Here is a 25880-nt window from a genome sequence, read left to right as displayed (position 1 = left end):
GCGATCCTAGTATATTAAAGTTATGATACGACAAATTAATCCATCTTGCAATGTAAATTGAAAATGCTTTGAAAATAATTTCATTTCATTTTCAAAAGTACCACATATTATGTATAAAAGCCAACCCCAGAGGGATTGGCCGACGATGCTTATGTCGAAATAGCACTCTGTGTAATTTGCGAAAGCCGTTTGCGAATTTCTTCCGTCCAAGGCTCGTCACCCAGCGATTGTGCTAGCAATAAGATGTCTAATAACTCATTAATTCGTTCTTCCACGATTTTCTCCATGGAATCATTCATATGCTCTTTCTCTGTCACTTTCAGCAAAAGAAAGGCAACCTCCGAAAGCTCATGGAAAAACAGCTGCTGTTTGTCGGGCTTGCTTCCCAACTTACCGATTAGGCTCGTAAGTTCAGGCTTCACATGAGGCACAACCTCACTTCGACCGCACGCTTCACAGGAGTAAATAGGCACATTCTCAATGTCGACTTTGTTCTGATAAATAACCGTACGCAGACGAAGATTCATCGTGCGTCCGCACTTGCAATACTTTTGCATTCTAACACTCCTTCACGGGCAGGCGGCATGTACCTTAGTTTCTTGTACTATGGATATTCTACTATCTCAGTCAATTTCCTTCCGACTTATGAGTAGTAGTTTTTGCCACCTATGGAAGTGAAATGTTACTTTGCCTGTTCCTTGTTGTATTGAATAAGCTCATCCACAAATCGTTTGGAAAATGCCGGAAGATCCGGTGGTCTGCGCCCAGAAATAATATTGCGGTCAACGACTACCTCTTCGTCCAACCAGGTAGCGCCAGCATTCTCAAGATCATCGCGAATCCCCGGTGTAGACGTCATGGTGTAGCCCTTCACGATTTTCGCTGAGATCAACACCCAGCCTGCATGACAAATCTGAGCAATCGGTTTCTCATCCGCATGAAACTCTTGTGTCAACCGAATGACGTCCGGGTATCTGCGCAGCTTGTCAGGCGCCCAGCCTCCCGGAACATAAAGTCCGATATAATCCGATGATTTGACTTCGTCAAACGCGTAATCCGTCGTAATGGGCACACCATACTTGCCGTGATAGACGGCTTTGGCTTTAGGCCCAACAATATCCACGACAACCCCAGCTTCACGCAAGCGCAGCACAGGGTACCACATCTCCAAATCTTCAAACTCTTCATCCACAAAAGCCAGTACTTTCGTTCCTGTCAATGCCATATCTAATTTCCTCCTACAATGGATTCCGTTTGTTCGGTTTGAGCTAGCAGCTCAATGATTTCTTCGCTTGTTTTGCAAACCAGTATTTGATTAACGAGATCTTTGCATTTCTTAGCGTCACTGCTTAAGAGGCGATGTTTCACTTGCAAAAGGGTTTGCACTGAAATACTCAGCTCTTCAATGCCCAGCCCAAGCCATATCGGCAATGCACGGATATCCCCTGCCATTTCACCACAGACGCCTACGGGTATTCCTACGCTTTTGGCCGCATCAATCACCAGCTTCAGAAGCCTTATAACGGCGGGATGGTAAGGATTATATAAGTGCGCGATGTTCTCATTCATCCGGTCTACAGCAAGCACATATTGAACCAGATCATTTGTCCCAATACTCATGAAATTCACTTCACTGGCCAGAACATCCGCTATGAGTGCCGCGGCAGGCACTTCAATCGTCAAACCGACTTCAATATTCGCGTTAAAAGGGATCCCATTCGCACTCAATTCTGACTTCGCTCTCTCTAGCAGCGCTTTGGCTTGTCTCACCTCATCAAGGGAAGTGACCATCGGATACATGATTTTGACATTCCCATAATGGCTCGCTCTTAGAATCGCTCTTAGCTGTATCATGAATAATTCTGTGCGGTCCAAGGAGATCCGAATGGCCCGATACCCAAGAAACGGATTATCTTCTTTGGGAAGAGGCATGTAATCCAGCTTTTTATCTCCGCCGATGTCTAAGGTGCGAATGACAATGGGGCGACCCTTGAGCTGCCTTGCAGCATGTCGGTACACTTCAAACTGCTCGTCTTCACCTGGAAGAGAGTCGCGATCCATATACAGATACTCGGTGCGGAACAAGCCAACGCCTGAAGCCCCATTGCGCAAAACCTGATCGATCTCCAAAACCGAATTAATATTCGCATGCAGATTCACATAGCTGTTATCGACCGTCACAGGCGCAACGTCCGCGATTTCTTGCAGGCTTTCCTTGAACTCCAGCCAATTTCTTTTGCGGGCCTGATAGCGTTCAATGATTGTCTTATCCGGATTGATGTACAGCGTACCTTCTTGACCATCAATGATCAAGAAATCGCCGTTTTGGATAGGACGCAGCAGCTTCCCTTCCAAACCAAGCACGTAAGGAACGGACATCGCCCTGGCCATAATGGAAACATGAGAATGCGTGCCTCCAAGAATGGTGAGCAAGCCTAGCACCTTAGTCGGATCCAGATGAGCTAATTGAGACGGTGTCAGCTCCTTCGCCACTAAGATGTAAGGATGATCAATAGGCGGTACGGTCGTGCTGGTATCCCCTAACAAGTGCTTCAGAAGCCGGTTGCCGACATCTTTGATATCCAGCGCCCGCTCCTTCATGTATTCATCGTCAATCATATTGAACATGCCGACGAACTTATCAATGACCTCTTTGACAGCGACTTCGGCTGCCTTGTACTGCAGCTCGATAATCCCTTGAATCTCATTCATGAAAATAGGATCTTCCAAAATGGCCAAATGAGCATCAAAAATATACGCCTGATCTTGGCCGACGACATCCTTAATCTCTTGCTTAATCAATTCAAGCTCGTCCTTCGAAGAGCGAATCCCATCATACAAACGTTCGAACTCATACGCCAAATCTGTCACATCAATCATTTTCTCAGGAAAATCCCACTCCCAGGTAGGAATGACAAAAGCCTGACCCATCGCAATACCTGATGACGCACCTATCCCTCTGATCATCCGTTCGTCCCCCCCGTAGATTTAGTAGGCTTTAAGACAACGGACATCACAGAACCTTGGCCTTTTTTGACAGTTTTGAAAGGAGCATAGCTCCAGGATTTAACAAGATCCGGATTTGTAATAATCATCGGTGTCGCCAAGGATGAAGCAAATTTCTTCACTTTGTTGAAATTGAATTTAATCAGGAGCTGCCCCGGCTCTACACGATCGCCTTCTTTCACGACCGCATTAAAACATTTGCCTGGCAAGCTCGACGTATCGATCCCGATATGCAGCAGCACTTCCAAGCCTTCCTCCGTCAAAATCCCAAGGGCATGCATCGTCGGATAGATGTGCATAATCGTCCCGGCTACAGGAGATACAAGCTCCCCCTTTTCAGGTATAAAAGCAACTCCGTTACCTACCAACCGCGAAGCAAAGATACGATCGGGCACTTCCTCAATTGGAATCATGCGACCTTGCATGGGTGAGGTGAATAGCACTACATGGATGTCTTTGCGCAGTACTTTCATAATTTCTTCACGAATCAGCTCTGAGAATGTTCCGAACACGACCTGAACATTGCCTCCTCCAAGACGAATGACGCCTGCTGCTCCTAAGTGTCGTAATGCCGTGATGTCCATCAAACGATCATTGACAAGCGTAAGTCGCAATCTGGTAATGCAGGCTTCAATCTTCTTAATATTGTCTTTCCCACCGAGTGCTTGCAAAATAAGCGGAGACCGATAGGGAATATCCCCCGCCCATTCTTCAAGTGAAGAACCTTCTTCCCGGCCTGGTGTAGGAATTTGAAACCGCCTGATAGCCCAGCGAAACAAGAAATAATACAGCAACCCATACACCAAACCTATCGGGATTAAAAGCAGCCCATTGTGTGACAAATGCAAGTTAATGATGTAATCAATTGCACCTGCGGAATAAGAGAAACCATGTTGAATATGCAGTTCATAAGCCAACCACATCGCTGCACCGGATAAAATAGCATGAATGATAAATAAATACGGCGCTACAAAAAGAAAAGCAAATTCAATAGGCTCTGTTACACCTGTCAAAAAAGAAGCCAGCGCTGCCGTCAAAAAAGTAGCTTTGATTTTCGGCTTCAAATCCTCACGTGCCTCGCCAATGATGGCGAAAGCGATAGCAGGAAGAGCGAACATCATGATCGGATACAAGCCTGCCATGTATGTGCCTGCCGTCGGATCTCCAGCGAAATACCTTGGCAAATCGCCGTAGGCCATATGACCGGTTGGCGTTTCGTAGGCCCCGACTTGGAACCAGAAAAAGTTGTTCAAAATATGATGCAGGCCCGAAGGAACAAGCAAACGATGAGCGATGCCATAAACAAATGCACCAAAGCCGCCTAAACCCAGCAGCCAACTGGATAGCTTGCCCATCCCCATATCCAAATAGGGACCTATTCCTATCATAATATAGGACACGACTAACGTGGACAGCCCCATGATAAGCGGCACCATCCTGGGTCCACCAAAAAATTGTATGTACTCGGGAAGCTTGATCTCCTTGCAGCGATGATAAATAATGGCAGCCAGCAGCCCTATTAATATTCCGCCTGATACGCCTAATTGAAACTGCGAACCCAGCGCATGTTCAATAAGTCTCGTGAACATAAAATACCCAAGCATAGCCGACAGCCCGGCAATCCCGGCACTTTCCGTCAGGCCAAGCGCCACACCAACAGCGAAAATAATCGGTATATAATCAAAAATCGTATTGCCAGCCAATAGCAGCATATCCCCGAAGCCGGAAGCATGAATGACATCCCAAGGTAAATCCCCCAGACGAAGCAGCACAGCAGCAATAGGAAGCGCAATGGTGGGCAGCATTAAAGAGCGGCCAAGCTGTTGTAAGTTCCCCATCCAGTTCAAACGAATGCTACCTCCTAAAAGTTTTGCTTTTGCAAAATGAAACCGTAAGCATAAGCTCAGCGTTTTCAAAGAAAACTTGCATCTATAAGCATAAGCCCTCTCTTATCAAATCGTATAGCTTGTTTGCCCGTTTGTCAAAACAAAATAAGCAGGTCGATTATCGACCTGCTTATGGACATCAACCTATCGCTTTCGCAATTAGTTGGAGGAGTTATATCCGTATTGTTGTCCAATTCCTGAATTGTTAAATGTTGGTGCACCCGATTGAATGCCTTGTTGTTGATAGTTTTGTTGAGGTGCGCCGTAGTTGGACTGGTAGGATTGTTGGGAAGGAGAAGAAGAATCACTTCTCAAGTAAGCGTCATGTCCAGGTTGATTGCCGCGATAGTTTGCTGTGTGAAACGCATTGGTCGAGATGTTAGATTGGGCATACGGCTGGTTTGACTGCATCGAGCTGCCGTATTGCGTTGGCATATAGGATTGTTGTTGTGTCGTTGCATAACTATATTGCGAAGGATACGAATTAATTTGGCTGTTTATACCGCTGTTGTTGGAGGAATACCCGCTTTGGTAATTTGTTTGATGCTGTGCTGGCGTAGAAGAATCACTGCGCAGATAAGCATCATGACCTTGTTGATTCCCACGATAATTAGCTGTGTGGAACGCATCCTGAGATGTGGATTGGTTATAAGCTTGATTGGATTGATTTTGGCTATTCTGTTCATAGAAGGACTGTACGAAGCCAACTGGCTGGTATTGCTTCTGATAGCCTTGGTATTGTGCATTGTTTCCTTGATATTGATTTTGGTTTCCTTGATACTGCATATTGGCAGACTGATACCCTTGGGAACCTTGATTACCTTGATTATTACCTTGATTGCCTTGAGACGCATTCCCAAAAGACGATGCTCCATAGCTGCTATTATTGTTGTTATACATGTGTAAATCCTCCTCAGAGTTTCATTATTTTGGCACCTCTTTTTAGGGCCTTTTTTATTCTCTCCTCTTGCTAACTTTTTATGAATGGAAGCGACTGGATTTGAAAAGTTATATTCCATACATTCTAAACACATAAATTGACTATGTTTAACGGGTATGACATAATCCAAGTGTAGGTATTCTCTTGAAGGAGGAGTTCCCCCATGGCATACGATGTAATCGTTATTGGCGCTGGTCCCGCGGGAGCAAGTGCAGCCTTATTCACATCAAAAGCAGGCAAGAAAACGCTGGTCATCGACAATGATCAAAGCGTGACCAAGCGTGCATGGATTGAGAATCATTATGGCGTCGAAGAAATATCAGGGCCTGACCTGGTTGAAATCGGCAAGAAGCAAGCTGCCAAATTCGGTACTGAATTCGTGCAAGGCAAAGCCACTGGCTTAAGTTCAGTGGAAGCAGGCTTCCAGGTAACGACAGAGAATGGTACATACGAAGGAACACATGTTATCCTTGCGACAGGCCTCTCTGTAGAGCTCGCTGAAGCTTCAGGCATTCAGACGAAACCTGGTACAGAACCACGCATCAAAACCGTTGTCGATGCTGATGCACAAGGAAATACAAGCCTCAAAGGCGTATGGGCAGCAGGAACAATAGCAGGTGTCAGCATGCATACGATCGTTACCGCCGGAGACGGCGCCAAAGTTGCGATTAACGTAATTAGTGAATTGAATGGCACACGTTATGTTGATCATGATGTACTAAAATCATAATTTTTATAAATAAAAGAGCTGTCCCCTAAGTAGATCATGCTACTTGCGGGCAGCTCCTTTTTTATTGTTGTCTAAGGCCAGACCATTATTCACTGCTTCTTTTACGATCTGGAGAAGATGCTGAAATAAAAAAAGAACCAGCCCCACAAGCAGACAAACTGCTTTAGACCAGCCCTCATTGATGCTTCCTCATTGACACGATGTCGCCCTGTTCTAGCTCCAGTTGCTTAATATAAACCTGCAATTGTGCATCTTTTTTACTAATCCAATAGCCATAATCATGAAATTCCTGCATTTGTACATGTTTTTGAGGCTTAATCTGGATTAGAGGCTGAAAAAAGTAAAAATACCTGCACAATGGCAGGCATTTTTACTTTTCCACCGAATTTACTCGAAAATTCCTGCACTTTAGCAGGTTTTTACAGTCAATTGACCTAACTGGGAACCAACAATCCCGCGTGGAGCAGCAAAGAGATCAACCCCATCATCTATCCACGCTTAAACATTAAACTTAGCTTATGGGACAGCCTCTATGATTTTGATATTAAAGCTGATTAGTTATTTCTCGGGTTTAAAATAGCATCTTCCACTTTAATACAGCGGTCCATAATGACTTCTAGCCCGCCTTCCGTGGCAATTCGTGCTGCTTCTTCATTCACAATCTCCAGCTGCAGCCAAAAAACCTTCGCTTTAATCTTCACAGCTTCTTCGGCGATAGGAACCACTTGATCCGCTCTGCGGAATACATTGACAATGTCCACTGGCTCAGGAATATCAGATAAAGTAGCATAGCACTTTTCTCCTAATATTTCTGTCGCATTGGGATTAACAGGAATAATTCGATAACCTCTGCTTTGCATAGCCGCGGAAACCATGTAAGACGTACGATCTGCTTTATCAGACAAGCCTACGACCGCAATATTGCCGGCACTAGCCAAAATTTCCTTGATGTGTTCCCTTGACGGATTTTCGAAAGCCATGCGCTTCCCTCCTATTTTTTCAAATATGTGAGACCTTGTTTCCCCATAGCGGTCCAGCTGTCGATGAACTGATCTTTGTTCACCTGCACCTGTTTCTTGCCGCTTATCGGATCATTCAAGTATACATTATTCTCATCATACCCAACTAATAATACAGCATGCTCAGCATAGGTTGTCTTGAGAGGTCCCAGCGGAGTATCCCACGTAACCCACTTGTAAGGAATATTGAAATCAATGGTCGTCCATACGATAACCGGAATATCCCTAGCTATCTGCTGTTCATACATCTCGAAAGATTCACCTGTAATATCAATAGCTTGAGGGATATAGTTCTTCAGCAACGGGAAAAGTCCGGCATGATAAATACCAAAGCCTCTTTTCTTGCGCGTAACATCCCCCACGAAGCCTGTATTCGGATTTCCCCATGAAGCGATAGATCCATCCGTATTTAAGACAGCAGGCGTCTCGTCCTTCGGCATTTCAGCAGCAAGCTCCATTTTGTTTTTGGCAATCCCCACATAATTCAGGAGCATCGTTAAGCTGGTGATTTCACAACCTGCCGGCAGTTCAGGAAGCTGGGCGAAGACAGGCGCATCAATCATTGCTGATTTCTTTGGTTGGACAGCCGGTACAGGTGTGGCCGTTTGCACTGCATGGGCGGATTCAGTCGGCTTAGCCATCACAACAGCTGTAGAAACAGATGCGAATAAAGCCGGTTCTTTGCCCGTCGCTTTGGCGTAGAGTAAAACAGCAAACACACTGCTGGCAAACACAAGTCCAGCAACGAGAAAAAACCCAAACGTCACCTTTAATCCCTGCCAAATAATCGTCATGCTGATCTCACCCGTTCGTTGTTTTGAAAATCTATTACTCGTTTACAAGTTCAACCTGAGCACCGATCGAACGCAAATGGTCAAAATACTGCGGATAAGATTTGGCTACATGATGAGCATCATGAATAATCAAACCTTTCTCGGAACGCAAGCCAACAACTGTTAAGGCCATAATAACACGGTGATCGAAATGTGCATTGATTTCGACTCCACCTGTCACCCCTTGTGGTTTGCCATGGACGATAATTTCGCTTTGGCGTTCTTCCACATCGGCGCCAGCTTTGCGCAGCTCATTCAAATAATCGGTAATGCGGTCGCACTCTTTGTATCTTAAATTTTCAACATTATAGAATCTTGACGTGCCTTCTGCAAATACAGCAGCTGCTACCATCGCCAGTACAGCATCTGTGAAATGATCGCCATCGAATTCGCCGGCAATCAACTTCTGATTGCCACGCACATGCACGACACCATCTTCATGCGTCAAATTAACGCCCATAGCGCGCAACACATCTACACAAGCCTTCTCGCCTTGCTTGCTGTTCTCTTCCAAACGAAGCACGCGTACATCTGAATTCGTAACAGCAGCAGCAGCTAGAATAGCCGCAGATCCAGGATAATCCCCTTGAATCACATATTCTTTGGCTTGATAGGATTGTCCACCAGGAATGCGGTAATGCATCAAGTCCTCGCTGGCATGCACAATAATTCCTGCCTGCGCTAAAACTTCCAGAGTTTGACCTACGATAATTTTGGATTTCAGATCATGCAGCACTTCAATTTCACTATCTTCTTCCAGAAGTGGCGTCATGAATAAGAGAGAGCTTAGAAATTGGGAGCTGACATTCCCTGAGACGGTAAGCTTGCCGCCGCGGGGTTGTCCCCCTTTAATAGTTATCGGCAGACGACCGTTAGAATGTTGTACTTCCACGCCCATTTGCTGCAAAGTGTCGATTAAATCATCATGAGGGCGCTTGCCCAAGGATTCCGGATACGTATTTACGAATGTCACATCAGGACAAAAAGCAGCCGTAGACATCAAAAAGCGCAGTACGGCACCGGCATTGCCGACATTGAGCTCCGAAACATGCTTAGGATTCTTGCCGAAGCCTGTAATGACGATTTTCTCATCATCTTCTTCAATAATTGCGCCCAGATCACGGACACAACGTCTCATAGCATCGCTATCTTCGCTATGCGCCGGATAATAGATGGTGCTTGTCCCGTCTGCAAGAGCGCCGATGAGCAAATACCGGGTCGTATAGTTTTTGGAGGACAAAGCATTGATTTCCCCTTGTAGCTGGGAGGTTGGTTTCACGATGGCTTTCATGTCGTTGATAACTCCTTCGTAAGTGTTTATATGTAATATCTGATGAAAAATAATAGAATTCCATCAGGTTAACTATGCTTGAAAACTAACCAAAAGATTTATTGTCAGTGTACCATACGGAATAGAACTTGGGAACCTTCGCACACCACGCAAAGACCGATCCATAGCCGATGAAGTGCAGGGCCCCTCCACTAGTTGACATCTCCTTTAATTGTTTCTATCATTACCTGTAATGGGGATGATTCCTCATATTTCAAGCTTGGAGGTCTACCATGGATACGATTTTACCATCCGAAATAAAAGAAAGACTTCACCGCGGCGAACAGCTCGCGATTATTGACGTTCGTGAAGATGAAGAAGTGGCTGCCGGCATCATTCCCGGGGCGATTCATATTCCGCTGGCTCAGCTGCCAGAACGTCTCACGGAAATCCCTCAAGCGGATGAAGTGATTCTAGTATGCCGCAGCGGCGCTCGCAGTGGACGTGCCCTTGGCTTTCTGGAAGCACAAGGCTACCAAGGCCTCAAAAATATGACTGGCGGTATGCTCGAATGGGAGGACTAAGCTTTTTAGCTTGTCCTCTCTTTTCTTGACGCTGCTTCCCCTACAATCATATCTACAATTTGATCCGTCGTTAGTTCCGTAGTGTCAATAACCATATGCGCGAAATCATAGGATGATTTCCGCTGCTCCAACAGCGTATGGACACGTTCCTCCAAATTGCCTTGCAGCAATGGACGATTCGAATCGCTGCTTACTCGGTGAATAATCATCTCTGGTGAGGCTTTCAGCGCCACGACAAAGCCATTGTTCAGCATATTGCTTCGATTCGTCTCCGCTAACACAGCACCGCCGCCTGTGGCCACTACCTGCTTGTTGCCGTCAAGAATATGTGCAAGGGTCTTACTCTCCAATGTACGGAAGTACGGTTCCCCATGAATTCGAAATAAATCGGGAATACTGGTCTGCTCCTCAGCCTCCAGAACGGCATCTGAATCCCGAAAAGTCCATTGCAATCGCTCGGCCAGTTGCTTACCAACGGTCGATTTGCCAGTCCCCATAAAACCTACAAGTACAATGTTGCTTGCTGTCACGTTAATCCCCTTTTCCCATATGCTAATCATACAAACATTCCCAACATCATACCATAGCAGACTAATCATGAATACAATCCATCAAAAAATCATATAGTAGAGTAAATAAATCCCAATAATCGCAGTTAAGATTTTAAGAGAGATCTTACATGGACAAGGAGCGATGAAGCTTTGAACCCAACTGTTGCCTATACCAACCGTACTCAAAGCAAACTAGAGCAAATCTTACACCCAAGCTATACCCTTTGCAAAGAGGATGTCGTCTGGATTCTGGAGTTTATTAAGAAAAAAGTGGCTGAAGAAGACCCGCGCATGCAAGGCCTTGCTCAACCACGATTATTAAAAAATTTCCGTTATTTTGCCGAAGTCTCCTTAATGCTCATCCACAGACGGAACGGCTTTGATCAAGAGGCCGATCGTTTGAAAATGTGGCTACGCGAAGCGGCGTATGGGTTGCAGGAAGAAGCTTGAAGCCAAATCCTTTTAGTTTTCCATCCAGTTGAAGTGGAAGGAACCTTCTTTGTCCACACGTTGGAACGTATGAGCACCGAAGTAATCGCGTTGTGCTTGCAGCAGGTTCGCCGGAAGTCTTTCTGTCCGGTAGCTGTCATAGTAAGCAAGTGCGGAAGCGAAAGACGGAACTGCGATACCGCGAGTTACCGCTTCTGCGATAACTTGTCTCCATGATTGTTGATAGTTATCAACAACACCATTGAAGTAGTTGTCCAGCAGCAAGTTTTTCAATTCTGGATCGCGGTCGTACGCATCTTTAATATTTTGAAGGAATCGAGCACGAATGATACAGCCGCCGCGGAAGATCATTGCGATGCTGCCGTATTTCAAATTCCAGTTATATTCTTCGGAAGCTGCTCTCATTTGAGCGAAGCCTTGTGCATAAGAGCAAATTTTACTTGCGTAAAGCGCTTGGCGAACAGCCTCAATAAACGCTTTGCGATCGCCTGTGAAGGCTGGAGCAGCAGGTCCTTTGAGAACTTTGCTAGCCGCTACGCGCTCTTCTTTCATAGCGGAGATGAAACGGGAGAATACGGATTCCGTAATGATGGAAAGCGGTACGCCTAGGTCCAGAGCACTTTGGCTGGTCCATTTTCCTGTTCCCTTTTGACCTGCGGAATCCAGAATCACGTCAACCATTGGTTTGCCGGTTTCAGCATCATATTTGGTGAAAATATCACGCGTAATTTCGATCAAGTAGCTGTCAAGCTCACCGTTGTTCCACTCCGTGAAAATCTCATGAAGCTCTTCTACGCTGACATTCAGCACATCCTTGAGCAATTGGTAAGCTTCGCAAATCAACTGCATGTCGCCATACTCAATCCCGTTATGCACCATTTTCACATAGTGTCCGGCACCGTCAGGTCCGATATACGTGCAGCAAGCGTCATCGCCAACTTTAGCGGAAATTGCCGTCAGAATTGGCTCTACCAATTTGTAGGCATCTTCTTGACCGCCTGGCATAATCGCCGGGCCTTTCAATGCGCCTTCTTCGCCGCCGGAAACGCCTGTTCCAACGAAACGAATACCATGTGCTTCCAACTCTTTGTTACGGCGCTGTGTATCCGGGAAGAATGCGTTGCCTCCATCGATAAGGATATCGCCTTTGTCCAAATGCGGCAGCAATTGGTTGATCGTATCGTCCGTAGGACCGCCAGCTTTGACCATGATCAAAATTTTGCGCGGAACTTCAAGGGATTGCACGAATTCTTCCACACTGTATGTACCTACTAATTGTTTGCCCTCGGCTTCTTGCAGAAGCTCTTTTGTTTTTTCGGCAGAACGGTTAAATACGGATACCGTAAACCCTCTGCTTTCAATGTTCAAAGCCAAGTTTTTACCCATTACCGCTAGACCGACTACACCAATTTGTTGTTTAGACATGTCTCTCATACACCCTTCCGAAAAAAAATATAAGTTTTAAATCGTCATCGCGCCAAAACCGCCATCCACTCTTAAGACAGACCCTGTGACAAAACTAGAAGCTTGTTCAGATGCAAGGAACACAGCAGCCCCTTGGAGCTCAGACGCTTCGCCAAATCGATTCATAGGCGTATGGCGCATGATGGATTCAATCCGTTCCGGAGACAAAATCTTGCGATTCTGTTCCGCCGGAAAGAACCCAGGGATAATCGCGTTCACACGAACACGACTTGGAGCGAATTCGCGAGCAAGGTTCTGTGTGATATTATTGACAGCTGCTTTGGAAGCGGAATAAGTGAATACACGAGAAAGCGGAGGATCAGATGAAACGGATGAAATGTTAATGATGCTTCCGCCTTCGTTCCGATCAACCATGTATTTCCCAAACACTTGGCAGGCTAACACGACGCTTTTCAAATTAACCTCCATAATAGAATCCCATTCTTCCATGGAAATGTCAAAGAAAGGCGTAGCACTATTTTTGCCGGGACAATTCATCAGAATGTCGGCAGAGCCTGACCAGGCCAAAACTTCTTTAAGAACCAGTTCCAAATCCTCGCGTTTCGTCGCATCCGCTTGGAACGTATTCGCTTCCCCGCCAATCGCTTCAATACTTTGACGGACTTGATCGCTTTTCTCTTGATTGCGCCCAACGATGGCAACTTTCGCGCCATGCCCGGCTAAAGCAAGAGCCATCGAGCCACCTAATGTACTGTTGCCGCCAATAATTACTGCTGTTTTCCCTGTAAGATCGAATAAATTCATCGTCTTCATCCCCTCTGCATGTTAACTTGGCCATTACTGTTGAATCGCCTAAGCTTGTTTATGATTGAGGACTCCGTAGGTGCTGCCCTTGAAAAGCGGTAATCGCATCGAATTGATCTTTTAATTGATGATATACGCTTGTATAAATAGATGTCAATTGTTGATAAATGCGATAATCGCTTTCATTCACCTCGTGAGCCATTCCTACCTGTATCCATTGATGGGCATGAGAGAGATCGTCTATTTCACCCATCGCGAGCAAACCAAGCAATGCAGCTCCAATACCAGAGCTTTCAATCGAATCCGGCACGGTTACGGACGTGCCCAGCATATCTGTCATCATTTGACGCCAGAACGTAGATCGGGCAAAGCCGCCGGATGCCCGAATGACGGATGCCGGTCCCATCATCCGTTCAAGTGACGTAGCAACGGCTTGGATGGAGAACATCACACCTTCGAGAGCAGCGCGAATCATATGCTTCTTCTGGTGGCTTAAGGAAAGCCCGAAGTATACGCCTCTTGCATTGGCATTCCAGTAAGGGGCGCGCTCCCCGGAAAGCAGCGGCAGGAATAGAAGACCGTCCGACCCTGCACCGACCTCAGAGGCTATCTCTGTCAAGTAGTCATAGGGGTCGATGCCTTGACGGCGTGCTTCTTCCGCCTCCGCCGTAGCGATCTGATCCCTCACCCAACGGAACACAATCCCTCCGTTGTTGATGGGTCCACCGACGACCCAGAAGTTCTCTGTGAGCGCATAGCAAAACAGCTTGCCTTCCGGGTCGGTTTGCGGCTTGTTGACTACGGTGCGAACGGCACCGCTCGTACCGATAGTAACGGCGATGACACCTGGCTCGAAAGCGCCGACGCCAAGGTTGGCAAGAACGCCATCCGAGGCGCCAATGACGAACGGTGTGTCCACGGCCAAGCCCATAGCTGCCGCATACTCGCTGCTAAGGCCTTCTACGCGGTAGGTCGTCGGAACAAGCTCTGAGAGCTGCTCCTGCCTCACGCCAGCATGACTGAGGGCATCCTCATCCCAGATGAGGTTCTCTAGATTAAATAACCCCGTAGCACTCGCCAGCGAGTGGTCAATCAGATAGCGGCCAAAGAGCTTGGCGAAAACGTATTCCTTAATGCCGATGAATTTATGCGTTTCCTTCATCAATTCAGGCTCGTTATCGCGGAACCACATGAGCTTGAGAAGCGGAGACATCGGATGAATCGGCGTGCCTGTACGCGAATAAATCTGCTGCCCCAGACCGCTGCGTTTCAATTTCTCCGCATAGCTTGCACTGCGGTTATCAGCCCACGTAATGCAAGCCGTCAGTGGCTTCGCATGCTCGTCGACCGCAATAAGACTGTGCATCGCTGAGCTAAACGAAACGCATAACACTTGTTCCGGGGTTAGGTTGAGCTTGCGGACCACAGCTCCAATGCCCTGCACGACCGCCTCGAAAATCTGATCCGGATCCTGCTCCGCACGATCTGCGGCTGGTGTAAAAAGCGGATATTCAATCGAGTGCGACGCTAAAACCTGTCCTACTCGGGAGATGATGAGCGTCTTCGTGCTCGTAGTACCAATGTCAGCCGCGACGATATAGGGCTGGCTGTTGACGGATTCAACAGCTTCTCCCTGCGCTGAAGGCTTTGATGATGAGTCGGTCATTTGCTAATATTCCCCTCTGCGTCAAATAAAAGCTCGTAGGGCTCTGACAAAATTTCAATATCTGGGTGCTGACGCGCTACCTCCAGCAAATTGACTGAAATCTCAATTTCTCCAAGGTGAAGGGTGTCTTGAATTCTTACTAGCTTGCAGGTTGTATAATCCAAGATGTTGCAGGTCTTCACTGCAGCCTTGATCGCGTAGAAATCATTCTCGAGTGTAGTGGCAATCTTCGTTGGCGCACATACGGTCGAAGTTAGTCCATTCGCATAGGTGAATTCCAGATTCGTTTTGTCCACCAATCGTTGCGTTGTAAAATCAGCCGTGCCGACCCCGTTGGCGTTGCCTTTGGTTTCAGGCGTTAAGTCCAATACGACCATTTTGGCGACATCTGGACCACCATGCGCATAAGGCGTCGGATAACGTCCAGTTACGTTAGGATCCATACCGTCACCGCTAATATTTTTACCAATATAATCAATTACCAGCACGTCGATTTCGTCGAACAAAATTTTGGGCAAGCGCGATTTCGCCTCAATCAACAACTGCTCTTCGCGCTCTTCAATTTCTGCCGCAGGCAGCACTTCGACCTGGCATGTCTCATCATAGGCATTCTCAACAAGAGCAACACCGAAAACGATAGGCAGCTTCTGGATCATCAAAGTGGCCATCGCTGGCACATTCTCCGCCATATACTTGAAGCCCAGCTGGTGACACGCTTCAGCTCCCTTTTGCTTCCCGAGCCCGATCGCGATCATCTTCATGATGCCGCTTTCGATCCGTCCACGGAAGGCCGTATGCGGCTTCACGCGGTTAATTACGACGATAGCATCAGCTTCAGAAGCGATGCGATCTACATACACGGGCAACCCGTTAGGCAACTGATCAATCTGCACAACTTCCATCGAAGAACGAATGGGCGCCCCCATCGTCGCTTCCGTAATGCCAAAATGCTGCAGCACTTCTGTCTGTCCATCCGCTGTAGCTCCACCGTGAGAGCCCATGCAGGGTACGATGAAAGGAAAGGCTCCTCTGTCTTTAATCGCGTCAATCGTTGTCTTCGTAAAGCCCGCGATATTGGCAATCCCTCTGCTTCCTACCGCAACAGCAACTTGTTGGCCGGGATGAATGCTTGCCATAACACCGCTGCTAGCCAGCTTATTCACTAGCTCCAGCTCAGGATTTTCTAGAATAGTGCGGTCAAACTTCTGGCGGATCTTGACCATTTGCGGAATGGGAATATCATTTAATAACTCTCTTAGAATGCTCACAGGTGATCCCTCTTTCTTTATAATGAAAGTGAACGTACGGATTCCCGCACAATCAGTTCTGTTTTCAAGAGCAGCTGCTCCGTTTCGTGCTGTTTGTTTTCTATATTTCCAAGAAGGCGAACAGCTCCTTCTTTGCTAATCTGTTCAATCGGGCGGCGAACCGTTGTAAGCGCAGGAGTGACATAGGCAGCAAATACCGTATCGTCAAACCCAACAACAGACATGTCCTGCGGCACTTGCAAGCCTGCTTCCGAGACCGCTTTCATTGCGCCCAGCGCCATTTCGTCATTACAGCAAAATACAGCGGTCGGCCTTTCCTTGAGCGTCAAAAACTGCTGCATCGCTTGATGTCCGCTTTCCAAATCATACAAACCTGGCATTCGGTAAGCCTCCGGCACTTGAATGCGATGATGTTCCATCGCCCGCTCGAAGCCGTCTTTCCGGTTCTGTGCGGATTTGAAGCCTTGGCGGCCTTCAATCAAAGCTATCCGTGTGTGACCCTGCTCGATTAAATAGCTGGCTGCAAGAAATGCACCTTGTTCCTCGTCCGAGAGTACATTCAGTACGCCTGACGTAGTCACAGGACGATTGAGAACCACTAGCGGAATGCCTTTGGCGGCGATGTGATCAATGATCGCTTGATCGTCGTCGCTTTGGCTGACAATAATAATGCCATCGAAGCTTTTCCTGGTGATCGAGTGAAAGCTCGTATAGTCGTCGATTCCTTTGACAATGAGCTGATAGCGATCCTGAATGACCGAATTGACACCACGTATCGCTTCATAGAAGAAGCCTGCGGATGTCCCCTTGCTGAGTGTGGTAAAAAAGAGTCCTAGGTTATAGGAACGATCGAGCACAAGGCTCTTCGCACTATAATTCGGCGTATAATCCAGCTGTTCGGCAATGACTCGAATCCGTTCTTTCGTCTCCTCTTGAATGAGCGGGCTGTTGTTCAGCGCTCTGGACACGGTCGTATGCGACACACCTGCCAGCTTGGCAATGTCCTTAATGGTAACGCTCATAGCTTCACCTCTATCAGAAGCATACCACATCTATGCACACGTTAACAATAGTCTTTTTCAACAAAAAAACTCCCTTCTCAGGGAGTTTAGCTTGCCGCATATTTAAGCAAAAAATGCAGGCAAATATGGCTTATTCTTTTCTAACATTTCATCCATCAAGGTCTTAGCCACGGACACGGAAGGCACAAGCGGGTGATGAACAAGCGCCTGAAGCACCAAATCTCTGCTGCCGGTAACCGCGGCTTCAATGGTAAGGCGCTCATACGTTTTGACTGCGTGCATAAGTCCTTTCACATGTTCTGGCACTTTGGTTAGTCCGATGGGTATCGGGCCTTGAGCGGTTACAATACAGTTCACTTCAATGCAGGCATCTTTTGGCAGAAAATCAATCGTGTTATCGTTCATCACGTTAAGCGTCTGGATGTCCCGCTTGTCATTATAAAGGGAAACCATCAGATTGACAGCCGCTTCCGAATAATAAGCGCCGCCGCGTTTCTCAAGCTGCTTGGGCTTTTCTTGCAAATCCGGATCCTGATAGAGCTCGAATAATTCGTCCTCCACCCGTTTGACGACCTCGGCGCGCGTGCCGTTTTCCTTCAATGAAGCTAATTGCTCCTCCAGCATGGCATCCGTCATATAGAAGTATTTTAAATAGTAAGAGGGCAATGCTTGCAATGAACGCAAGAAATCTGCATCCCACTCGCTGGCTGGTACGTTTTTGCCGCTGTATTCTTCTCGGCGATCAAGCAGCTCACTCAGTTTATCCTCACCATTAATTTCTGCGCGAGTGACCCAGTGCAAATGATTGAGGCCTACGAATTCCGTGTAGATCTGGTCGGCTTTGGCTTCATATTTGTTCATCAACCATTTGTGAAGACCAATTGGCGCATTGCATAGCCCGATACTTTTGACTTTCGAATATTTATGAATCGCCTCTGTCACCATGCCTGCAGGATTCGTAAAGTTCAGAAGCCAAGCGTTCGGACTTAACTCTTCAATATCCTTGCAAATATCAAGCAGCACGGGAATTGTGCGAAGAGCTTTCATCATACCACCAGGACCTGTCGTCTCTTGGCCGATAATGCCGTGTTTATTGGGGATATGCTCATCCCATTTGCGGGCCTCTAGCAAACCTACTCGCATCTGAGTACTGATGAAATCCGCATCTGCGATAGCTTCTCGACGATTCAGCGTTAAGTGAACCTCGATAGGCAGGCCCGATTTGGCAATCATTCGTTTTGCCAGGTTACCAACAATCTCCAGCTTATGCTTGCCTTCTTCCACATCAACGAGCCATAGCTCTCTCACAGGCAACTTTGCATAGCTTAAAATAAATCCTTCCACAATTTCCGGTGTATAGGAGGAACCTCCGCCAATGATCGCTATTTTCAACGCTTCTCTCATTGTACTCACATCCTTGTCTTGTCTAGTAGTTGTATGGATTGATAATCACTTACGGTTTTGAGCTTCTCATAGACCTCAGCTGAAAGTGCTTTGCCACCGGCTTCCATTGCAAGCCATACGGCGCCTACTACAGGCTCTACATTCAACTTGACCAGTGTTGCATTTGGAGCAATTTCACTAACCGCTTGTTCGATATAAGCTTGAATGTAAGCTCCTTCGCCTCTAGCGATAACACTGCCAGCCAATACGACGTTAAAGCTCTCTTGTTCCATATTCAATCGCTTTATGATAGCTGTTGCGGCTTTGCCCAGCTCCTCGCCTTGAATACGGAGAATTCGCGTAGCTACTTCATCACCTTGATGCGCGGCTTGAAACAGCAATTTGGCTGTATGCAGCGGAACGGACTTGTTGTTATCCATAAAATCATCAAACATATCCTTTACATTGCTGAATCCGAGAGCTTCCAATAGAAGATTGGTCAAGAGTGTGGGCGTTTCTCGGCCATCCCAAGCACGGATCACCGATCGGAAAGCTTCCACCGCTAAGGTTCCTCCCCCGCCGAAGTCGCCGAATTGATAGTTGAAACCTCCGCATTGGTAGAACTGGCCTTGCTGATTTTTCCCGGCGCTATTCGTCCCGCTTCCGCAAATAAGCACAACCCCATAAGGCTGTGCCGTCCCTGCCCTAAGTGCAATCATAGTGTCACAATCGATCTCATGTTGCGGAAACCCAAGTTCACCAATCAATGGACGCAGTATTGTATAGTCAATCGGTCGATCTGCACCAGCCAAACCAAAAAAAGCAAACTCAATATCGCTGCGTGTCAGATTAGCTTGCTGCAGCGCCATCTCAACGGAAGTCGTGATATTAGCGCGAGCTTGATCCACACCTAATTGATGATTGCCATTCCCGCTGTGCCCTTTGCCGATAATATTTCCTTGCTCATCGGTTATTAACGTATACGTTTTGCTTCCACCTGCATCCACACCCAAATAATACTTCATACTCACAACTCCTGAATGTCCGTCATTTCTAGTTTAGTTTTCTACCTGTTGATTCACGGATAATTAATTCCGGTTCCAGCTGCACAGTCGTGTTCCGCTTGACGGTTCCATCAATCCATTTCAACAGCAGATCAACGCCATGCCGCCCCATGCTCTCTGCCGGTTGTCGAATGGTCGTCAACATCGGGTGAAACTCAGCTGAAAATATTTGATCGTCAAAACCAATCACCGAAACATCTTGCGGTATTTTGTAGCCCGCATTCTTAAGCGCGTCAATGACGCCAAACGCGGTTAAATCATCTGCAGCAAATATGGCGCTTGGCAGTTTTCCAGACTCTATCCAGCTGCTTGTTGCTTTATAACCGGAAGTAATGCTGAAATCGCCTTGCTCGATCCAAGATGGATTCAAGCCGGCATCCTCCATCGCACTTACAAATCCGCGCAGCCGTTCACTGCTGCTTAAGTAAGGAGCAGGGCCGCAAATATGCGCTATCTCCGTATGCCCGAGATCAATTAAATGTTTCGTGGCATCGTATCCGCCTTTATAATTATCAATAATTACGGAGGAAACAGATGGATGGACATGCTGATTGTCCAGCATGACGAAAGGAATCTTCTTCTTTTTCAGTTCCATGACATAATCATCCTCATGAACGGGTGAAAGCATAATAACTCCGTCCACACGGTCCTCTTGGAACATAGAATTATCAAAAGAGGCGAATACTTCTGTCGATATCGAAAGAGCCAAGAAATAGCCTTTTTCGGCAAGCCGATCGTTAATCTCTTTGACGACGGCATCCAAGAAAGAATCATTTAAAGTGGTAATAGTAAGGCCAATGATCCCCGTCTTGCCACGAGCCAAGCTGCGTGCAGCTGCATTCGGATGATAATCTAACTCTTTCATGGCATCCAACACTTTTTGGCGATTTTTCTCGCGCACAGTGCCAGCTTGATTAATAACCCGCGAAACGGTGACGACCGACAATCCGCTTCTCTTAGCGACGTCAAAGATGCTTACCTTCATATAAAAACAACTCCTGTAGCTCAATTATTGCAGTAATCACGTGATTCACAGCATAATTCCAAAGTAACACAATTAGCGCTGCAAATATACAGGAGGAAATCCGCACCTTGCGATGCATTCCTCCTGCTTACAGACCAAAGCTATTTATTCACACGTTCCAATAACTTCGTTAGCTTATCTTGAATCACAGGCAAAGCTTCTTCGACCTTCTTGTCACCATTCTCAACGCTGGCAAGCTCATTAATGAACAGCTCATTAATTTGCGAGTAGTTCGAGATCATATGGTTGTAGGATTCGAAGCCGTATTTGAAGGCCCCATCATAGACTTGCTGAATTTGTTTAGGATCAATGCCTTCAAAATTCGAATAGTACTTCTCAGCCGCTTTTTGGTTGACCGGAGGGTTGCCACCGCTAAGCTCAATGGATTTCTCCTGCACGTCTGCTGTAATTAAATACTTGATCCATTCGTAAGCTTCTTTCGGATGCTTGGAATCTTTGAGAACGAACAACGGGTCAACGTACAGGACACTGCGTACTTTCGAATTAGGACCTTGCGGCACGGCTGCGACACCAACTTTGAAATTGAAATCACTGGATGCCGCCAAACTCCATGAACCTACGACGGACATCCCGATTTTGCCGGACAGAAACGGATCGCCAAATTGTCCAGATACCGATTTGGAAAACGCTGGCGTCGGGGATACCTTTTTATCCCAAATCAACCCATAAATCTTCTTGTAAGCTTCAATGACCTCAGGTTTGTTCAAATTGATCGCAGTTGGCTTACCGCCATTTTTCCAGGTATCGTCGGAGTAGACATTTCCACCAAAATACTGCGGCTTCTGATCACGCTCGCCCCACCCAAAATCCAGGCCATACTGGGCTTTATTCATATCCGTAGAATCTACAGTCAATTTGGCTGCATACTCCACCATTTTGTCATAGGTCCAGCTTTTATCGTTGTAATCCGTTGGCGGATAAGGAAGCCCGGCTTTGTCGAACAGGTCCTTGTTATATAGCATAACAGTGACATAGCTATTGAGGGGAATGCCATAGGACTTTCCGTCGACTTTATAAATATTCATCACATCATCGGGAATGTTATAATCGGAGGATTTAAAACCGTCCGCTTGCATAATGGCGCTGAGATCTGTCAGCATCCCTTTGTTGTAATACTCCATGAATCCGCCATACCCATAGTGAGAGGTGACGTCAGGAGCATTTTTGGCCGCGATGGCCGATTGCAGCTTGGAGTCAAACTGCTCATAAGGCGCCTTGGTCACTTTAATTTTAATATTCGGATGCTTCTTTTCAAAATCCGGAATCAATTTCTCCACAAAGGTGCGATCTGGCGAATCAATCGTATAATGCGTAATGGTGACCGTGCCACCGCTTTTCCCAGAATCTCCTCCATCTGAACATGCTGACAACACGGATGCGCTAGCCATAACAAGACTTAATGCCAAGAAAGCTTTTCTTTTGCCGAATTCCATCTTATTTCCTCCCCATGTCTGCTATTTATCATATCAAGTAAACCTCTCATTACTTAATACCGGTAAGCACAATACCTTCTACAAATCGTTTCTGAGCAAACGTAAATAGCGTGATAATCGGCAGCATGGATAAAATCGAAGCAGCCATCAGCAAATTCCACGGTGAAATGCGGAACTTGGAAGAAAGCATGGCAGCCATGCCGATCGGAAGTGTGAAATGCTCTTGCGAATCCAAATATAAGACAGGAGCTAACAGATCATTCCACGACCAAATGAAGGTGAAGATAGATACCGTCGCTAGGACAGGACCTGAAAGCGGCAGAGTTAAGTTCCAGAACAAGCGAAACTCGCTGCAGCCATCAATCCTACCCGCGTCGAACAATTCATTCGGCAGCGAATAAAAGAACTGTCTAAGCAGGAATATCATATACGCGGAGCCAAAAAAAGCTGGCAGGATAAGCGGCAATAAGGAATCATGCAAGCCTAGTTGACGAAACAGCAAAAATTGCGGGATCATAATGGCTGGATACGGCAGCATCATTGTACTCAGTAAAAGCATGAAGAATAATGACTTCAACCGAGTGTTATAGCGTGAGAAGCCAAAGGCAACAAGACTGGACGAAATCGCCGTTCCAATGACCGAGGAGCCTGCGACAATGAAGCTGTTCAAATACTGCTGACCAAACTTCAAATCCTGATTCGTAAAAAGCGTTTTGAAATTGCTAAATGCAAACGTTTTCGGAATCCAAGTTGGCGGAAAGGCCAGCATCTCTTTCGTTGTCTTCAGCGAAGTTGACACCATGAACCATAACGGTGATAACATAATAAACGTCACAATGATTAAGATTAAGAATCCAATGATCTGCATCGGATCAATCCTTGCTTTCGTACTATTCATGTATTCGATCCTCCTTCATAATGCACGAATCGATTGGATGCTTTCATAATGAGGAAGGTGACGAACATAACGGCAAGGAGCAGCAGCCAGGACATGGCGGATGCATAGCCATAGCGGAAATTTTTAAATGCGTTTACATAAATGTTGTACACATAAAACCATGTGGAATAATTGGGACCGCCCTGCGTCATCGCATACGCTTGTGTGAATACCTGGAAAGAATCGATCATACCAATAATCAGCTGGAATAAAAATACAGGTGAAATGATGGGGAACGTCACATTCCAAAATGATCTCCAGCGTCCTGCGCCATCAAGTTTTGCTGCTTCTAACAAGCTGGCTGGCACACCTTGCAAGCCTGCCAAGAAGATGAGCATCCCTGCTCCCATACCCCAGAAGGACATAATAATAAGCGCCCACATAGCGTATTTCTGATCGAGAAGCCAGTGTATCGGCTCTATACCGAAGAAGGACAGTCCATAATTGAATAATCCAGCTTGCGGATTAAATACCCAGAAAAACAGCAATGACATGGAAACACCCGAAATCATGCTGGGAAAATACATCGCTGTCCGAAAAAAGCCGCGGAACGGAATTTTTTGATTAATCAGCATAGCAAAAGATAAGGATAGCAAAAGCGTTAGCGGAACACTAAAAAACGTGTACTGCAATGTGACCTTAATCGAGTTCCAGAACTGTTCGTCTTTGAAAAGTTCCGTATAATTCTGCACGCCAACGAACACCGGTGAGTGAATAATATCGTACTCGGTGAAGCTGTAATAAAACGATGCACCAATTGGAAATAAAGCAAAAACGATGAAGCCGATGACCCAGGGTGAAACGAACATATAAAAGTACTTGCTCTCTCGACGACTTCCTCTGCTAGCACTCAGCGAAACCGCTCCCCCTTCTACTGTTTTTCTAAGCAATCATTTAATCTTTTTAAAGTTTAACCGCTTTAACTTTATGTCGCGATATCCCCCTTTTAAAATGAATAAAAATAACATTTTCAAAATTCAACGAAAGTTTGAATTCACACAAAGTTTAAGTGCTTTAACTTTCATGAGTTGATTATATGCGATGTCAATTAAATTCACAAGTATAATTTTTTGTAACATAAAAGAGAGTCCATATGGTTACATACAGGCTCTCTTTTTACTTAAATCCACTATTCATTCTCACATCTCCAATAAGAGCATTTCTTGTCGTAGTTCAATTAATTTCATTTTGCTCTCCGCGACTGCTTTGACATCGCCTGAAGCCATCGCATCATGAAGCGTAGCGAGTTCATAATCCAATTCCATACGCAAAATTGGAATTCTTTCGTCAGTCCGTTTGGATCGCAGCGCTTGCATGACTTCTTCTACTGTCACGGCAGGCTCCTTCTGATACAGCACTTTATGCTCGATGCCGCTAATTTCTACCATGCGAATAATTTCACCGAACATAATATTCTCAATGAGAATTTGCCGATCCTTGAATCTTTTCACTACAGCGTGACCACGTGTGTCTCCGATCAGCTTCTCCATCATCTCAGCCAGCTTCTCATCCTTGAAGGAATAGTTGCCAACGATTTTATACTTCTCACCGATCCGTTCGAATTTCAGCTTGATGAGCTTTCGTCCGGTACGAATGGAAATGATGAACTGCACGTCGCTTTCGTTCCAATACAGAGAATAACCTTCCTGAATGAGCGCTTTAATGAAGTTCCGGATCAGCCGGCGATCAAATCGTAACTCTAGGTTGCAGTACTCTACTTCATGACTCTTACTCACGGCAATCCCCTCCATAATTGGTGCGTTTGTTTTGTTTAAATATTCAGACAACTTATCTTCTTAATCTTATCTTATTATGAATTCTATGTTTTAGCAACTTGGATTATTGACATTTTTTAAGGAAAAAAGCACAAAAAAAGCTGACGCCTGTTCAAACGGGCTTCAGCCTAATGGGACAGAAAATATTTATCCTATTTTCCCAAATATTCCTTCTTTATTGCCATCCCCAGAAAAAACCGTCACGTTCCCACGCTGCTTTGCCGCCATGTAATTTCTTGAAGATTTTTTTCACTTCTTTGGAGATCGCTTGATTGCCATTTTCATTTACATAAATAAACGATTCCCCATAATGCTGAGTGATATAATCAACGGCTTCTTTTTGATGTAAAATTCCTGCGGATTTGAGCCTCTCCAGCATCCACTCCGCCACTTCATTTGCCGTAACAGCCATTTGGATTCTCACCCTTTCCTTCCCCTATTTCAAAAGCCTGCTCGCAGGCAAGTCATGACATCGTTACATTGTACCATATTTCCCTCAAGTTTATCTTCCCTATGGGTACAGGAGCACAATCATCTATGTCAACCTGAAAAGCCCATTCCTTTAGAGTCCTACTGCCATATGCTAACCATGCAAGGAAAAAGAAACAGAGATATCAAACGAAAGGGTGATTTTGAATGGGTTATGAAGCAGGTGTAGGCGGAGTAGGTTATAATTCTTCCGCAGCTATTTTGGTACTTTTCATCTTGTTAGTAATTATCTCCAGCGCTTTCTTTATCTAAATAATTCAAATACAAAAGGGCTACCCGCCTTCGCAGGTAGCCCTTTTA

26 protein-coding genes are annotated in these 25880 nt (G+C 46.0%); 4 read left to right on the top strand and 22 right to left on the bottom strand.

All coding sequences use genetic code 11. The features are described from left to right. Positions 1-149: 149 nt before the first annotated feature. From HQN90_RS05495 to HQN90_RS05475, 5 genes are all read right to left on the bottom strand, one after another. Positions 150-557: a hypothetical protein gene (locus HQN90_RS05495; protein WP_079420463.1), complete on the bottom strand. Its 408-nt coding sequence runs from the start codon at positions 555-557 to the stop codon at positions 150-152. 125 nt (positions 558-682) lie between these two features. Beyond that, positions 683-1225 carry a type 1 glutamine amidotransferase domain-containing protein gene (locus HQN90_RS05490; protein ID WP_173216817.1) on the bottom strand — a complete coding sequence of 181 codons (543 nt, stop codon included), beginning with the start codon at positions 1223-1225 and terminating at the stop codon, positions 683-685. 2 nt (positions 1226-1227) lie between these two features. Further along, the gene (gene ptsP, locus HQN90_RS05485) at positions 1228-2967 is read right to left on the bottom strand and encodes a phosphoenolpyruvate--protein phosphotransferase (RefSeq protein ID WP_173216816.1); all 1740 of its coding nucleotides are present in this window, start codon (positions 2965-2967) and stop codon (positions 1228-1230) included. After that, entirely contained in the window at positions 2964-4853 is a 1890-nt protein-coding gene (locus HQN90_RS05480) for a glucose PTS transporter subunit IIA (RefSeq protein ID WP_173216815.1), read from the bottom strand. Before HQN90_RS05480 ends, ptsP begins: the two co-directional genes overlap by 4 nt. A gap of 198 nt (positions 4854-5051) precedes the next feature. Further along, positions 5052-5792: a hypothetical protein gene (locus HQN90_RS05475; protein ID WP_216855208.1), complete on the bottom strand. Its 741-nt coding sequence runs from the start codon at positions 5790-5792 to the stop codon at positions 5052-5054. Positions 5793-5995: 203 nt separating this feature from the next. Here HQN90_RS05475 and HQN90_RS05470 point away from each other — a divergent pair, with 203 nt between their 5' ends. Continuing rightward, positions 5996-6562: an FAD-dependent oxidoreductase gene (locus tag HQN90_RS05470; protein WP_173216814.1), complete on the top strand. Its 567-nt coding sequence runs from the start codon at positions 5996-5998 to the stop codon at positions 6560-6562. 554 nt (positions 6563-7116) lie between these two features. Here HQN90_RS05470 and HQN90_RS05465 read toward each other — a convergent pair. From HQN90_RS05465 to aroA, 3 genes are read right to left on the bottom strand one after another with little or no spacing between them, the layout of a single operon-like run. Then, positions 7117-7542, bottom strand: coding sequence for a CoA-binding protein (locus HQN90_RS05465; protein ID WP_079420454.1), 426 nt, complete (start codon positions 7540-7542; stop codon positions 7117-7119). Positions 7543-7553: 11 nt separating this feature from the next. Continuing rightward, positions 7554-8375 (bottom strand): C39 family peptidase, encoded by an 822-nt coding sequence (locus HQN90_RS05460; protein WP_173216813.1) that lies wholly within the window; start codon positions 8373-8375, stop codon positions 7554-7556. 34 nt (positions 8376-8409) lie between these two features. Continuing rightward, positions 8410-9705 carry a 3-phosphoshikimate 1-carboxyvinyltransferase gene (aroA, locus tag HQN90_RS05455; RefSeq protein WP_173216812.1) on the bottom strand — a complete coding sequence of 432 codons (1296 nt, stop codon included), beginning with the start codon at positions 9703-9705 and terminating at the stop codon, positions 8410-8412. A gap of 272 nt (positions 9706-9977) precedes the next feature. Here aroA and HQN90_RS05450 point away from each other — a divergent pair, with 272 nt between their 5' ends. Beyond that, the gene (locus HQN90_RS05450; protein ID WP_173216811.1) at positions 9978-10268 is read left to right on the top strand and encodes a rhodanese-like domain-containing protein; all 291 of its coding nucleotides are present in this window, start codon (positions 9978-9980) and stop codon (positions 10266-10268) included. Between the two features lie 5 nt (positions 10269-10273). Here HQN90_RS05450 and HQN90_RS05445 read toward each other — a convergent pair whose 3' ends face one another. Then, entirely contained in the window at positions 10274-10828 is a 555-nt protein-coding gene (locus HQN90_RS05445; RefSeq protein ID WP_216855207.1) for a shikimate kinase, read from the bottom strand. Positions 10829-10969: 141 nt separating this feature from the next. On the opposite strand from HQN90_RS05445, the gene HQN90_RS05440 reads away from it, so the two are divergent. Next, positions 10970-11269, top strand: coding sequence for a hypothetical protein (locus HQN90_RS05440; RefSeq protein WP_079420446.1), 300 nt, complete (start codon positions 10970-10972; stop codon positions 11267-11269). A gap of 12 nt (positions 11270-11281) precedes the next feature. Here the strand turns inward: HQN90_RS05440 and gndA are convergent, their stop codons facing one another. The 13 genes from gndA to HQN90_RS05375 form a co-directional block, all read right to left on the bottom strand. Continuing rightward, entirely contained in the window at positions 11282-12694 is a 1413-nt protein-coding gene (gene gndA / locus HQN90_RS05435; RefSeq protein WP_173216810.1) for an NADP-dependent phosphogluconate dehydrogenase, read from the bottom strand. Positions 12695-12730: 36 nt separating this feature from the next. After that, a complete protein-coding gene (locus tag HQN90_RS05430) occupies positions 12731-13498 on the bottom strand; it encodes an SDR family oxidoreductase (protein ID WP_173216809.1) in 768 nt (255 codons plus the stop codon). Between the two features lie 58 nt (positions 13499-13556). Further along, positions 13557-15164: a gluconokinase gene (gene gntK / locus HQN90_RS05425; protein WP_173216808.1), complete on the bottom strand. Its 1608-nt coding sequence runs from the start codon at positions 15162-15164 to the stop codon at positions 13557-13559. Then, a complete protein-coding gene (locus HQN90_RS05420) occupies positions 15161-16432 on the bottom strand; it encodes a nickel pincer cofactor-dependent isomerase, group 22 (RefSeq protein ID WP_173216807.1) in 1272 nt (423 codons plus the stop codon). Before HQN90_RS05420 ends, gntK begins: the two co-directional genes overlap by 4 nt. A 17-nt stretch (positions 16433-16449) precedes the next feature. Continuing rightward, positions 16450-17454 carry a LacI family DNA-binding transcriptional regulator gene (locus HQN90_RS05415; RefSeq protein WP_173216806.1) on the bottom strand — a complete coding sequence of 335 codons (1005 nt, stop codon included), beginning with the start codon at positions 17452-17454 and terminating at the stop codon, positions 16450-16452. Between the two features lie 102 nt (positions 17455-17556). Continuing rightward, the gene (locus HQN90_RS05410; RefSeq protein ID WP_173216805.1) at positions 17557-18858 is read right to left on the bottom strand and encodes a 6-phospho-beta-glucosidase; all 1302 of its coding nucleotides are present in this window, start codon (positions 18856-18858) and stop codon (positions 17557-17559) included. Positions 18859-18863: 5 nt separating this feature from the next. Next, a complete protein-coding gene (locus HQN90_RS05405; RefSeq protein ID WP_173216804.1) occupies positions 18864-19862 on the bottom strand; it encodes an N-acetylglucosamine kinase in 999 nt (332 codons plus the stop codon). A 28-nt stretch (positions 19863-19890) separates the two neighbouring features. After that, positions 19891-20886, bottom strand: coding sequence for a LacI family DNA-binding transcriptional regulator (locus tag HQN90_RS05400; RefSeq protein ID WP_173216803.1), 996 nt, complete (start codon positions 20884-20886; stop codon positions 19891-19893). Between the two features lie 140 nt (positions 20887-21026). Next, complete coding sequence (locus tag HQN90_RS05395; protein WP_173216802.1) at positions 21027-22379, bottom strand: ABC transporter substrate-binding protein; 1353 nt, start codon at positions 22377-22379, stop codon at positions 21027-21029. 49 nt (positions 22380-22428) lie between these two features. Next, complete coding sequence (locus HQN90_RS05390; RefSeq protein WP_173216801.1) at positions 22429-23277, bottom strand: carbohydrate ABC transporter permease; 849 nt, start codon at positions 23275-23277, stop codon at positions 22429-22431. After that, on the bottom strand, positions 23274-24206 hold the full coding sequence (locus tag HQN90_RS05385; protein ID WP_338042280.1) for a carbohydrate ABC transporter permease: 933 nt from the start codon (positions 24204-24206) through the stop codon (positions 23274-23276). Before HQN90_RS05385 ends, HQN90_RS05390 begins: the two co-directional genes overlap by 4 nt. 249 nt (positions 24207-24455) lie before the next feature. Further along, complete coding sequence (locus HQN90_RS05380; protein WP_173216800.1) at positions 24456-25052, bottom strand: hypothetical protein; 597 nt, start codon at positions 25050-25052, stop codon at positions 24456-24458. 214 nt (positions 25053-25266) lie between these two features. Beyond that, positions 25267-25503, bottom strand: coding sequence for a DUF6953 family protein (locus HQN90_RS05375; RefSeq protein WP_167388055.1), 237 nt, complete (start codon positions 25501-25503; stop codon positions 25267-25269). A gap of 224 nt (positions 25504-25727) precedes the next feature. Here HQN90_RS05375 and HQN90_RS05370 point away from each other — a divergent pair, with 224 nt between their 5' ends. After that, positions 25728-25832 (top strand): YjcZ family sporulation protein, encoded by a 105-nt coding sequence (locus tag HQN90_RS05370; protein ID WP_079420421.1) that lies wholly within the window; start codon positions 25728-25730, stop codon positions 25830-25832. The last annotated feature ends 48 nt before the right edge of the window (positions 25833-25880 follow it).

This window comes from Paenibacillus alba (assembly GCF_013204855.1).
GTDB lineage: Bacteria > Bacillota > Bacilli > Paenibacillales > NBRC-103111 > Paenibacillus_E > Paenibacillus_E alba.
Note: the sequence above shows the minus strand (reverse complement) of the source record. Positions and strands in the feature narration are given on the sequence as shown.

Excerpts from the sequence above, each read along its gene's own strand:
- HQN90_RS05490 (WP_173216817.1), bottom strand. The coding sequence starts at position 1,225 with ATGGCATTGACAGGAACGAAAGTACTGGCTTTTGTGGATGAAGAGTTT.
- HQN90_RS05400 (WP_173216803.1), bottom strand. The coding sequence starts at position 20,886 with ATGAAGGTAAGCATCTTTGACGTCGCTAAGAGAAGCGGATTGTCGGTC.
- aroA (WP_173216812.1), bottom strand. The coding sequence starts at position 9,705 with ATGAAAGCCATCGTGAAACCAACCTCCCAGCTACAAGGGGAAATCAAT.
- HQN90_RS05370 (WP_079420421.1), top strand. The coding sequence starts at position 25,728 with ATGGGTTATGAAGCAGGTGTAGGCGGAGTAGGTTATAATTCTTCCGCA.
- HQN90_RS05395 (WP_173216802.1), bottom strand. The coding sequence starts at position 22,379 with ATGGAATTCGGCAAAAGAAAAGCTTTCTTGGCATTAAGTCTTGTTATG.
- HQN90_RS05410 (WP_173216805.1), bottom strand. The coding sequence starts at position 18,858 with ATGAGAGAAGCGTTGAAAATAGCGATCATTGGCGGAGGTTCCTCCTAT.
- HQN90_RS05475 (WP_216855208.1), bottom strand. The coding sequence starts at position 5,792 with ATGTATAACAACAATAATAGCAGCTATGGAGCATCGTCTTTTGGGAAT.
- HQN90_RS05495 (WP_079420463.1), bottom strand. The coding sequence starts at position 557 with ATGCAAAAGTATTGCAAGTGCGGACGCACGATGAATCTTCGTCTGCGT.
- HQN90_RS05450 (WP_173216811.1), top strand. The coding sequence starts at position 9,978 with ATGGATACGATTTTACCATCCGAAATAAAAGAAAGACTTCACCGCGGC.
- HQN90_RS05430 (WP_173216809.1), bottom strand. The coding sequence starts at position 13,498 with ATGAATTTATTCGATCTTACAGGGAAAACAGCAGTAATTATTGGCGGC.
- gndA (WP_173216810.1), bottom strand. The coding sequence starts at position 12,694 with ATGTCTAAACAACAAATTGGTGTAGTCGGTCTAGCGGTAATGGGTAAA.
- HQN90_RS05465 (WP_079420454.1), bottom strand. The coding sequence starts at position 7,542 with ATGGCTTTCGAAAATCCGTCAAGGGAACACATCAAGGAAATTTTGGCT.
- HQN90_RS05460 (WP_173216813.1), bottom strand. The coding sequence starts at position 8,375 with ATGACGATTATTTGGCAGGGATTAAAGGTGACGTTTGGGTTTTTTCTC.
- ptsP (WP_173216816.1), bottom strand. The coding sequence starts at position 2,967 with ATGATCAGAGGGATAGGTGCGTCATCAGGTATTGCGATGGGTCAGGCT.
- HQN90_RS05470 (WP_173216814.1), top strand. The coding sequence starts at position 5,996 with ATGGCATACGATGTAATCGTTATTGGCGCTGGTCCCGCGGGAGCAAGT.
- gntK (WP_173216808.1), bottom strand. The coding sequence starts at position 15,164 with ATGACCGACTCATCATCAAAGCCTTCAGCGCAGGGAGAAGCTGTTGAA.
- HQN90_RS05390 (WP_173216801.1), bottom strand. The coding sequence starts at position 23,277 with ATGAATAGTACGAAAGCAAGGATTGATCCGATGCAGATCATTGGATTC.
- HQN90_RS05445 (WP_216855207.1), bottom strand. The coding sequence starts at position 10,828 with ATGATTAGCATATGGGAAAAGGGGATTAACGTGACAGCAAGCAACATT.
- HQN90_RS05415 (WP_173216806.1), bottom strand. The coding sequence starts at position 17,454 with ATGAGCGTTACCATTAAGGACATTGCCAAGCTGGCAGGTGTGTCGCAT.
- HQN90_RS05375 (WP_167388055.1), bottom strand. The coding sequence starts at position 25,503 with ATGGCTGTTACGGCAAATGAAGTGGCGGAGTGGATGCTGGAGAGGCTC.
- HQN90_RS05405 (WP_173216804.1), bottom strand. The coding sequence starts at position 19,862 with ATGAAGTATTATTTGGGTGTGGATGCAGGTGGAAGCAAAACGTATACG.